General features: G+C 73.4%; 4 protein-coding genes. 2 read left to right on the top strand and 2 right to left on the bottom strand.

Features of this window, described 5'->3' with window-relative positions; translation table 11 throughout:
• Positions 1-64 precede the first annotated feature (64 nt).
• Positions 65-442: an NADH-quinone oxidoreductase subunit A gene (gene ndhC, locus Vqi01_RS30175; RefSeq protein WP_204038531.1), complete on the top strand. Its 378-nt coding sequence runs from the start codon at positions 65-67 to the stop codon at positions 440-442.
• 79 nt (positions 443-521) lie between these two features.
• On the opposite strand, the gene folP is transcribed toward ndhC, so the two are convergent.
• Positions 522-1391: a dihydropteroate synthase gene (folP, locus tag Vqi01_RS30180; RefSeq protein ID WP_204038532.1), complete on the bottom strand. Its 870-nt coding sequence runs from the start codon at positions 1389-1391 to the stop codon at positions 522-524.
• Between the two features lie 10 nt (positions 1392-1401).
• Complete coding sequence (locus Vqi01_RS31420; protein WP_275408862.1) at positions 1402-1527, bottom strand: hypothetical protein; 126 nt, start codon at positions 1525-1527, stop codon at positions 1402-1404.
• Positions 1528-1536: 9 nt separating this feature from the next.
• Here Vqi01_RS31420 and Vqi01_RS30185 point away from each other — a divergent pair.
• Positions 1537-2004 (top strand): DivIVA domain-containing protein (locus Vqi01_RS30185; RefSeq protein ID WP_239098781.1); only part of this gene is annotated, 468 nt, incomplete at its 3' end.

A 2004-nucleotide genomic window follows, 5' to 3' on the forward strand; every position in this document is an offset into this window, starting at 1 on the left:
GTCCTCGGTGGAAACAAGTTCACGACGCCGTGCCGGATCGGCCCAGACGGTAGGCTGACCGACCGTGACCGGTTACCTGGGCTCGTATGCGACGCTCGGGCTGTTGCTGCTCGCCGGCGTGCTGTTCCTGGCGGTCGCGTTCTCGGCCAACCGGGTGCTGCGGCCCGCCCGGCCGGCGGACCCGCCCGGCAAGCGCGCCAGCTACGAATGCGGCATCGACCCGGTCGGGGGCGACTGGGCGCAGATGCAGATCCGCTACTACGTGTACGCCTACCTCTACGTGGTCTTCGCCGTCGAGGCGGTGTTCCTCTTCCCGTGGGCACTGGTTTTCGACCGACCCGACTTCGGGCTGGTCACCGTGGCCGAGATGGCGGTCTTCGTCGCCGTCCTCGCCCTCGGCCTGCTCTACGCCTGGCGCCGCCGCATTCTCACCTGGACCTGACCCCGGTCCCTCCCTCGCCCCGGGCACCGACCGCGCCGGACGAGGCCGCGCCGACCATCGTGACCGGCCGGGCGGCTCGTCAGGCGAGACCGCGCCGGGTGAGGACGGGTGGGCGGGTGCCCGCGACGGCGGCGACCATGTCGAGGACGCGGCGGGTCGGCCGGACCTGATGGGCCCGGAACACCCGGGCGCCCAGCCAGGCGGAGATCGCGGTGGCGGCCAGGGTGCCCTCCAACCGCTCGCTGACCGGCAGGTCCAACGTCTCGCCGATGAAGTCCTTGTTCGACAGGGCGACCAGCAGCGGCCACCCGGTGTCGGCGAGTTCCCCGAGCCGCCGGGTGATCTCCAGTGAGTGTCGGGTGTTCTTCCCGAAGTCGTGTGCCGGGTCGATGAGGATGCCGTCGGCGCGGACCCCGAGCGAGACCGCGCGGTCGGCGAGCCCGGTCACCGTTCGTACGACGTCGGCCACCACGTCGTCGAAGGCCGCGCGGTGCGGCCGGGTCCGTGGGCTGAGCCCGCCGGCGTGCGAGCAGACCAGGCCGGCGCCGGTCCGCGCGGCGACCTGGGCCAGCGCCGGATCCGCTCCGGACCAGGTGTCGTTGAGCAGGTCCGCGCCGGCTGCCACCGCCTCCACCGCGACTTCGGCGCGCCACGTGTCGATCGAGATGACCAGCTCAGGGAAGGCGGCCCGGACCGCGGCGATGAGATCGACGGTACGCCGGATCTCCTCGGCGACGTCCACCTCGGTGCCCGGCCCGGCCTTCACCCCACCGATGTCGACGATGTCCGCGCCCTCGTCCACCGCGCGCTCCACCGCCCGCAGCGCGCTGTCGGTGGCGAATGTCGCGCCCCGGTCGAAGAACGAATCCGGGGTGCGGTTGACGATCGCCATCACCACCAGGTCGTCGGGGCCGAACGTCCGCCCGCCGAGCCGTAGCACCCCGGCCACCTCGCCTTCTTCACGCCCGTACGCCGCCGGCGATCCCGCCGCGCACCGCTGACGCTATCCGGTGGTCGCCGAGGGCCTCGATTCCGTCCGGTACGCCGCGCCGGGTGGGGTCGCTCTGTTCCCGTCGGCGTGCCACGATCAGTGCATGGGTCAGCTTCTGCTCGTGCTGGTCGTGGCGGTCACCGTCGCGGTGGTGGTGTTCGGCGTGACGGTACTGGTCAACGGCCGGGATCCCGGCCTGGTGCCGACCGAGGCGGACGGGCGGGCGGTGCCGTTGCCCGGCGACCGTCCGCTTCGCGAGTCGGACGTGGGCGAGGTGCGTTTCGACACCGCGTTGCGCGGATACCGGATGGCCCAGGTCGACCAGGCGATGCGTCGGGCGGCGTACGACATCGGCTACAAGACCGAGCTGATCGGGGTCCTGGAAGCCGAGGTGACAGCGCTGCGGCAGGGGCAGACGGCCGAGGCCGACGCCCTGCGGCGGGCCCGCGAGCAGTCCGCCGGTCGGGCCACCGCACCGGCTGAGCCGGCCGCCGTCGCGGGCGCCGTGCCGGCTGAGTCGGCCGCCGTCGCGGGCGCCGTGCCGGCTGAGTCGGCCGCCGTCGCGGGCGCC

Source organism: Micromonospora qiuiae, assembly GCF_016863555.1.
In the GTDB taxonomy this organism is placed as follows: domain Bacteria; phylum Actinomycetota; class Actinomycetes; order Mycobacteriales; family Micromonosporaceae; genus Micromonospora; species Micromonospora qiuiae.